The 8,748-nt window shown below is 32.4% G+C and carries 6 protein-coding genes; 3 read left to right on the plus strand and 3 right to left on the minus strand.

Annotated features, from left to right (window positions below):
- Window positions 1-45: 45 nt before the first annotated feature.
- Entirely contained in the window at window positions 46-1,107 is a 1,062-nt protein-coding gene (locus tag AQ1689_RS08400; RefSeq protein ID WP_101955808.1) for an acyl-CoA reductase, read from the minus strand.
- A 71-nt stretch (window positions 1,108-1,178) separates the two neighbouring features.
- On the opposite strand from AQ1689_RS08400, the gene AQ1689_RS08405 reads away from it, so the two are divergent.
- A complete protein-coding gene (locus AQ1689_RS08405) occupies window positions 1,179-1,529 on the plus strand; it encodes a 4Fe-4S binding protein (protein ID WP_101915334.1) in 351 nt (116 codons plus the stop codon).
- A 473-nt stretch (window positions 1,530-2,002) separates the two neighbouring features.
- On the opposite strand, the gene AQ1689_RS08410 is transcribed toward AQ1689_RS08405, so the two are convergent.
- Both AQ1689_RS08410 and AQ1689_RS08415 read right to left on the minus strand, forming a co-directional pair.
- Complete coding sequence (locus tag AQ1689_RS08410) at window positions 2,003-4,858, minus strand: TonB-dependent receptor (RefSeq protein ID WP_101955809.1); 2,856 nt, start codon at window positions 4,856-4,858, stop codon at window positions 2,003-2,005.
- A gap of 393 nt (window positions 4,859-5,251) precedes the next feature.
- Complete coding sequence (locus AQ1689_RS08415) at window positions 5,252-6,118, minus strand: alpha/beta fold hydrolase (RefSeq protein WP_101955810.1); 867 nt, start codon at window positions 6,116-6,118, stop codon at window positions 5,252-5,254.
- Window positions 6,119-6,241: 123 nt separating this feature from the next.
- Here AQ1689_RS08415 and AQ1689_RS08420 point away from each other — a divergent pair, with 123 nt between their 5' ends.
- The gene (locus AQ1689_RS08420; protein WP_101955811.1) at window positions 6,242-7,051 is read left to right on the plus strand and encodes a M48 family metallopeptidase; all 810 of its coding nucleotides are present in this window, start codon (window positions 6,242-6,244) and stop codon (window positions 7,049-7,051) included.
- Between the two features lie 66 nt (window positions 7,052-7,117).
- Window positions 7,118-8,413 (plus strand): MFS transporter, encoded by a 1,296-nt coding sequence (locus tag AQ1689_RS08425; RefSeq protein ID WP_101955812.1) that lies wholly within the window; start codon window positions 7,118-7,120, stop codon window positions 8,411-8,413.
- Window positions 8,414-8,748: the final 335 nt, after the last annotated feature.

The raw sequence follows: 8,748 nt of genomic DNA on the forward strand, positions 1-8,748 counted from the left end.
TTTTTATGAGCTAACAAAGGTGCAAAATTTATAGGAAGTTAAACTTTAAATTTTTGATAAAAAAGCTAAGGTATTTACGCCATCGGCATAATCGGATAATGTAGGATGCTGAGTTTGCCCAAAAGCAATTTCATTTTCCATAAAATTACGGGCAACAATACACTGCATTTTTTCTTTTTCGATTTCAAGTTTTGTTTTCAGCTCGGCAATACTATCGTAATATTCATAAAAAATAGTAGCAATAGGCGAGGTGTAGCTTGGGTCTTCTTTAATCATTAAAAAACCATTTTCTAAAATATCAAACTCGCTCATTAAATACACCGTTTTGTTATAATCGTAATTATTGGCGTATTTGGCGTTGTTAATAATATCTTGTTTGTTGTACATTCCTTTAAAAAATGATTCGAAATCATAGTTTTTAGGGACAAATAATTTTGAAACCGAACGACAACCCAACCCAAAATAATGAAAAATATCATTGCTTAAATTTTCAAAATCTTCAGCAGTTTCGTTCCCTGTTAAAACGGCTACAGAATTTCTACTTTTTCGAATAATACTTGGCTTATTTTTAAAATAATATTCAAAATAACGGGCTGTATTATTGCTTCCCGTAGCAATAACGGCATCAAAATCAGTTAGTTTTTCTTGGGTAAAAGTAATTTTCCCTTTTAGTTGAGGTGCAACATATTCTAAATATTTTGCTAAAAAAGGCATTAAATGTTTATCGTTTGACGATTGTTTTACCAAAACCGAATGCCCTGAAATTAATACTGATAAAAAATCGTGAAAGCCAACCAACGGAATATTTCCCGCCATAATAACGGCAACTTGTTTAGGCGTGTTTTTACCTAAGTTTTCGTTAGCAATCCATTGCTGAATATTTTCTTCGGATAAAGCTTCCGCCCAACTTTTTATGGCAAATAATAAATTTTGACGGGTAAACCATTTATTATTTTCTTCGGCTATTTTTAATTGATGTTTAAAACCATCAAAAAATAAGTCGTTATGAGCAATATTTTCTTTCTTTTGAATATTATTGTGAGAAAACTGCTCTAAAAAGACTCCTAATTTAATAAAAGCATCGATTCTGTTTTGGATTGTATCCATTTATATTGTTTCTAAATTAATTTGGAACTATTTTTGCAACTGCAAAGTTACAAAACTGAAATAGATTAATTATGGCTATTATTATAACAGATGAGTGTATAAATTGTGGAGCCTGTGAACCAGAGTGTCCGAATACGGCAATTTATGAAGGAGCTGATGATTGGAAATATGCAGATGGTACTGATTTAAAAGGAAATTTAGTATTACCTAGTGGACAAAAAGCCAATGCAGATACCGATCAAGAGCCTATTTCTGATGAAATATATTTTATCGTAGCAGATAAATGTACTGAATGTAAAGGTTTTCATGAAGAGCCACAATGTGCGGCAGTTTGCCCAGTAGATTGTTGTGTTCCTGATGACGATAACGTAGAAACAGAAGAAGAGTTGTTAGCGAAACAGCGTTTTATGCATAACGAATAAGATATTTTATTCGTAAAATAAAAAAAATCCTGAGTTTTCACTTAGGATTTTTTTTGTGCCTAAAAATAGGTTTTTAGATGTCAAATAATTATTGATTTTATTTAAGGTTCACATCCTGATTTTCTGTAGTTCTCCTGTTGATGCGATGCTGAAATAAATTCAGCATAACGAGAATTTGGTTTTTAAAACCTGTGAGGTCTAAGTTTTAATTATATAATCTATCTTTTTTGTACAATTATTAAAAAAAAAGCACAAATTCCTAGCCCCGATTGAAGCAATTGTTTGAGCTCTTTTTTGTTTTTTTTTCTTCAAAAAAAATAAAAAAAGCGAGTGCGGAAAGCGGGAAATAGCTTCTAATAATTAAAATAAAGTAAAAATAAGAAAGCCGAAATCAGTACGATTTCGGCTTTCTATCAAAATAATAAACGATTAATGAGAGTTAATAGTTTGCGTTGATTTTTTATATTAATTGTTTAAAACTGATAATTTACAGATAAATTAAACATCGTTCCTAATTGACTAAAATGATACCCATCATAAGTCATTTGAGAATAACGTTGGTTAAAGGTAATTAAGTTTGATGGCGAATTGCTAACAGCTGCACCGTTTAAAATTGCTTGCCCTGTTGGGGTTGCTTCTGTAAATTTCCATTCTGGTAATACATTTAAAATATTATTTACGTTTAAAGCAATGGTAATTCTGTCGGTTGCGCTAAAATTAATTCCTAAATCGGTTACTACTTTTGGAATAAACTCGGTTCTTAAATCTGAACTTCCATCTTTTACTGCTCCAGCAGGAATATCGGCAGGATTGGTAAATAATCCTTCTAAATCTTGCAGTCCTTGTTGTGCAAATTTTGTTTTACCAAAATAAGTGTTGTTTAATGATATTCCAAATTTACCAATATCGTAAGTAGTTCCTAAAATCCATTTTGTTTGCGGTCTTGAGGTAAAAAACAAGGCTTCTTGTGTATCATTTACTACCGATTGATTTGATGCGCTAACAAAAGCAGGGTTTTTAACCGCACCAACTCGCTTGTTTTCAATAGTATAGTTACCTGATAAATTTAAACCTAATTTACCATCAGCTATTTCAATATTTTTGTAACCAATAACTACATCTAAACCAGAAGTTTTAGTGTCAATAGCGTTTAAAAAGAAACTAACGTCTGACAATCCGCTAAAAACAGGGGTGTTCGGTGGTTTTACTTCAGTACTTAAAATTACTCTGTCGTCAACTTTAATATTATAATAATCTAGTGTGAAAGAGAAATTTCTAAAAGGTTTTGCTCCAATACCTACGGTGTAATTAGTAGATTCTTCGGCGGTTAAATCAGGTAATCCTAATAATCCTTTTTGCGATGATACATTATTTACCAAACCTCCAACTTGTATTCCTTGTCCTGGTACAAAACTATATTGTGCTTTTTGTGTATAAATTTGATGTAAAGTAGGCGCTCTAAATCCTGTAGAAACAGAACCTCTTAGGGTATATTTATCGTCAGCAAATTTATAACGAGAACTTAACTTCCATACAAAAGTACTTCCAAAATCAGAATAGTTTTCAACTCTTGCGGTTCCGCTAAGTAAAAAATCTTTATTAACATCGTAATCTAAACTTGCGTATCCTCCTAAATTATAACGGCTAAATTTACCGGCATTTTCAAGGCTGTTTCCTGCAAATGAATCGGCACCACCACCGTCGTAAGAACCTAGCTCACCAGCGATTACTTCAAATTCTTCTGACCTAAATTCCGTACCAAAAGCAACACTAACTTTTTCAGAAAGTATTCTTGAAACATCAATGTTTCCTACTTTATGAGAAAAAGCAGTTCCTCCCGGATCAAAAGATTTTTTACTATTTGCTCTGTATAATTCAGAACCTTCGGTTATTTCGCCAGTATCAACAATTCTATTTTTATTTGCGTCAATCCAAGTAGAAGCAGAGTGGACAATATTTCTGTTATGAGATTCACTAACTCTATAAGTTTGTGAATTTCCTCCCGTGGTAAAACTTACATCAATATTCCAATCATTTTTCTTGGTTTTAAAACCAATTGTAGCATTATAATCATTCAAATCTCCTTCAAAAGTTGGGGTATAACCGTCATATCCACCCGCATTTGTCGGATGACTTCCAGGGTAAAAATCAGCCAAATAAGGATAGCCTGTTTTTTTATCTAACGTTCTCCAATAAGGTGTTCTGTGGTTTGCAAACGAATTTACTTTTTTAAACACGTATGCTGCATTGGCATAAATATCGGTAGTTTCACTAAGTGTATATCCTGCGTTAATTGAAAATTTAGAAGCCGCTAACTGTGGTGATCCATTAATATTGTCAGCATCAGGATGTCTTTTTAAATAGTTTTGAACATCGGTAAGTGTAATTGGATTTTGAGCATCGGGGTCGTAAAAATCGGCAAATTCACCCGCTGCATCAACAGTACCAGGTCTGTTCGATAATGCTGTTTTAGAAATATCAGCCGTATAGTTTACAAAACCTTTATCATCACCAATTGTAGTTCCGTTATTTATGCTTACACCCAACATTTCACCATCACCTTGCCCTGTAACTCCTGACCTTAATGTTGCTGAACCATTTTTGGCATCATCTTTTAAAATAATATTAATAACCCCTGCAATAGCATCAGAACCATACTGAGCGGAAGCGCCATCTCTAAGAACCTGCACTGTTTTAATGGCATCGGTAGGGATTCCCGAAATATCAGAACCTGTTTCACCACGTCCTGGCGAAGTTTGGGTATATAATAAAGAACTTAAATTTTTACGTTTACCGTTAATTAAAATTAAAGTTCTACTAGGTCCCATATTTCTAATTTCATACGGATCTAATAAAGAAGTTGCATCATTAACAGGTGTTTGAACCGTATTAAAAGATGGAATTTTATATTGTAAAGCTTTATCAAAAGACGTTTGCCCCGTAGATTGTAAATCTTTAGCAGACACCACATCAATAGGTAAAGCACTTGTGGTATTACTTCGTGATGGCGTTCGCGAACCTGTAATAACAACTTCGTCTAACTCTAAACCTTCTTTTAAAATAATTTTAATATTCTTTTTACCTTTTAAGGCAATTTCTTGGGTTTCAAACCCCGAAAAACTAACGACTAAAACCGCATTATTTTGAACGGTCAAGTTAAAAGCCCCGTTAAAATCAGAATTAGCGCCGTTAGCAGTTCCTTTTTCAATAATATTTGCACCAGGCAACGGTTGGTTGGCGCTATCTACAATAGTTCCTGAAATTTTTGATTGAGCCCAAATAAGACTACTACACAACATAGCGAAAAATAAAAGTGTAATTTTTTTCATAAAAATGTATTTAATTAATAATAGTTTTGGTTAAAAATTACAGTTAATAGTGTAATTTTAGTTTTTGGTTATATTATTAATAAGTGTACTGTTGAAATATTATACTCGTTATTTTAACATTTTTTTTAGAAAATTTTAAAAATTAATTGTTTTGCTGTTTTTTATCGTTTAATTATTTGAAGCAATTTCCCGCTTTCCGCACTCGCTCTTTTTATTTTTTTTAAAGGAAAAAACAAAAAGGAGCTCAAACAATTGCTGCAATCGGGGCTAGGGTTTTGTATAATTATTGTTTATGTATTGCTATTATTTTAAAGAAAGTATTTTTCAAAACAGCTAAACGTCCTGCTGAATTTATTTCAGCATCGCGTCCAGATTTGCTTTGCTTTTTTACAATTAATTGGTAATAAATTTAACAATTTCAGTAGTTACTTTTTTATTGCGTAGTATTTTGGTATGCCCTAATCCTTGGGTGATTAAAAGCGTTCCTTTTTGTAGACTTTTACGAATGTTTACAGCACAATTAACCGATACATCACCATCGGCAGTATCATGCACAACCAACGTTGGAATGGTAATTTTTTTAGCCACTACGCTAGCGGAATGCTGTTCAATATCTACTTGCCATTTTTTATCAAAAAACTGTTTCATTTTAATAGCAATACGGGGTTTTACGTTTAAGTTTTTTGAAAAATTAAGCAATACCTCCGAAATACGATCAGGAGCGCCAACAGTAACTAATTTATTAATTTTAAAACCATCAGCAACACTATTATACAAGCACATACCGCCAAAAGAATGCCCTATAGCGGCTTCAAAAGGACCAAATTGCTTGTCAAGAAGAGTAATGGTAGCTATAAATTCGGGCATTGCTGTGGTTTTTCCTGAGGAATTTCCATGTGCCGGACCATCAAAAGAGATAACCATATAACCTTTTTCTAGTAATTTATCAGCCATCATAAATAACTGGGTACTTCTACCAGCCCAACCGTGTACCAATAATACTTTTTTCTGAGAATATCCGTAGGATAAAACTTCAATATTTTTACCAATACTTTCTACAAAAATTGTTTTCTTTTGGGCGCTATCCAACATTACTTTTTCTCGTTTTGGAATTGGAAATTTTACAGGGGTACTAAAAAGAAGTGCCGCAAATTTAGCCGTTAAATGTGTTGAAAAAAATTGCGTAAATTTCGCTAAAAAAATAATAGGTTTAGGAATTGTTAAGCTTGGAGGTAGTAGGTTTGTATTTATTAAATTCATGATATTATTTTAATATAAAAATATAATTTGTAAAGATAAACAAACAAATTGTTTCCTACTTTTGTGACATTATTATTTATAATGTGTCATATATAATGACCAAAACAACTAAAAACATTAAAAATGAAAAAAATTATAGCTTTAGGAATTGTTGCCGTATTTTTAGTACAATGTAGTACGGTGCCAATTACAGGAAGAAAACGACTTAATTTTGTAAGTGATGCGCAAGTATTACCTGCAAGTTTTGCACAATATAAAGGTTTTTTACAGGGAAATAAATTATCTACAAACGCTACAAAATCAAATCAAATAAAAAGAGTCGGTAAAAAGATTTCAGCAGCAGTAGATCGTTTTATGAGAGCCAACGGAATGACATCCGAAGCAAATTCATATCGATGGGAATTTAATTTAGTAGAAGATAAAACATTAAATGCTTGGTGTATGCCAGGGGGTAAAGTAGTTTTTTATACGGGTATTTTACCAGTTTGTGCTAACGAAGATGGTGTTGCCGCTGTTATGGGACATGAGGTAGCACATGCTTTTGCTAAACATGGGCAAGAGCGTATGTCAACAGGAAAAATACAACAATTAGGTGGTGCAGCAGTAGCTTTAGGAACAGCAAATAGTAAAAATGCACAACTTTTTAATATGGCGTATGGTTTAGGAAGTCAAACTCTTGTAATGTTACCATTTAGTAGAAGTCATGAAACAGAAGCCGATAAATTAGGATTGGTTTTTATGCTAATGGCAGGCTATAATGGTAGTGAAGCAGCTGAGGTTTGGGTACGAATGAGTCAAATATCAAAAGGTAAAGCACCTGCTGAATTTATGAGTACACACCCTTCAAACCAAACACGTATTCGAACACTTAGGGCTTTTTTACCAGAAGCAAAACAATTGGCAGCAAAATATAATGTTCCAGTAAGAAAATAGCAACATAAATTATTTATATTGCCAACCGTTCATTTTTATGAGCGGTTTTTTTTATTTTAAGAAGATATGTATAAAAGAGGAGATAAGAAGTTAATTAATGCCTGGGCATTTTACGATTGGGCAAATTCGGTATATTCATTAGTAATAAGCACAGCGGTTTTTCCGTTATATTACAGTGCGGTAACCAAAGGAAAAACCGTTCGTTTTTTAGGAATGGATTGGGAACATCCCGATAGTTTATATAGCTATGCCTTGTCATTTTCTTTTTTAGTAGTGGCATTTATTTCGTCTATTTTATCAGGAATTGCCGATTATACCGGAAGCAAGAAAAAATTCATGAAATTTTTCTGTTGGATGGGTGGTTTATCGGTAATCGCTTTGTATTTTTTTAAAGGAGTAGATACTGTTTGGATTGGTATTTTATTCACCATTTTAGCAAGTATTGGTTTTTGGGCTAGCTGGGTTTTTTACAACGCTTATTTACCCGAAGTAGCTTTGCCTGAACAACAAGATAAGGCTAGCGCTAAGGGTTTTATGTATGGCTATGTAGGTTCTGTAATATTATTGATTATCAATTTAATACTGATTCAAAAGCCTGATTTATTTGGTGTTACAACAGGTATGGCATCGCGTATTTCGTTTGTAATGGTGGGGCTTTGGTGGATTGGTTTTGCACAAATTACCTTTAAAAAACTACCCGACGATATTTACAATAAACAACCCGATAACGATTACATCTGGAAAGGCTACAGAGAATTAAAAATTGTATATAAAGAACTGTTAAACTACCCGACATTAAAGCGTTTTTTAATCTCTTTTTTCTTTTTAAGCATTGGGGTGCAAACCATTATTTTAATGGCGGCTATTTTTGGTTCATCAGAATTAAACTTACCTACTTTTAATATGATTTTAACGATATTATTAGTGCAGATAATCGCTATTTTTGGGGCTTATATTTTTTCAAGAATCTCAGGTAAATTTGGTAATATTACTGCCTTAAAAATAACTATCATTATTTGGATGCTTGTCTGTTTATTTGCCTTTTCGTTAGATAAAACACAGGAAAACGTTGGTATATATTTTTATGGACTAGGAGGTTTATTAGGCTTGGTTCAAGGTGCAATACAAACACTAACACGCTCTACATATTCAAAGTTATTACCAGACACACAAGACCACGCTACTTATTTTAGTTTTTATGACGTTACCGAAAAAATAGCGATTGTTTTAGGAACATCAGTTTACGGAACATTATATGCTATTACAGATTCTATGCAATGGTCTGTATTGTGTTTAGCGGTTTTCTTTTTAGCTTCATTATTGGTGTTAAGTACCATGAAAAAAACAAAATATGTTGCTTAATTATTTTCTGAAATTTTAAAAACTTGTTTAAATTTCATTTTAAAAAAAAGTTTTATAGCCTAAAAATAGAAAATTGAATCGGTCAAGGGGAATTTATTTCAGTTTATCATGCTGATTTACCGTGTTTATTTTCTTTTTTTTGATAATTTTTGTCAATTCGAGTGATTTTAATGACTAAAAGGAATTTGAAGGAAAAAAATTCACTCAAACTGACGTTTATTTAATTTTTAAACAGGCTCTAAGAGCCTGTTTAAATTTGTAAAATAAAAAGAAAAAGGTTTCTGAAATTCTATTAAAATGTTTCTTTTGTGGTTCTCAAAACAAAAAAGATGTAT

The organism is Tenacibaculum finnmarkense (genome assembly GCF_900239185.1).
Classification (GTDB): domain Bacteria; phylum Bacteroidota; class Bacteroidia; order Flavobacteriales; family Flavobacteriaceae; genus Polaribacter; species Polaribacter finnmarkensis.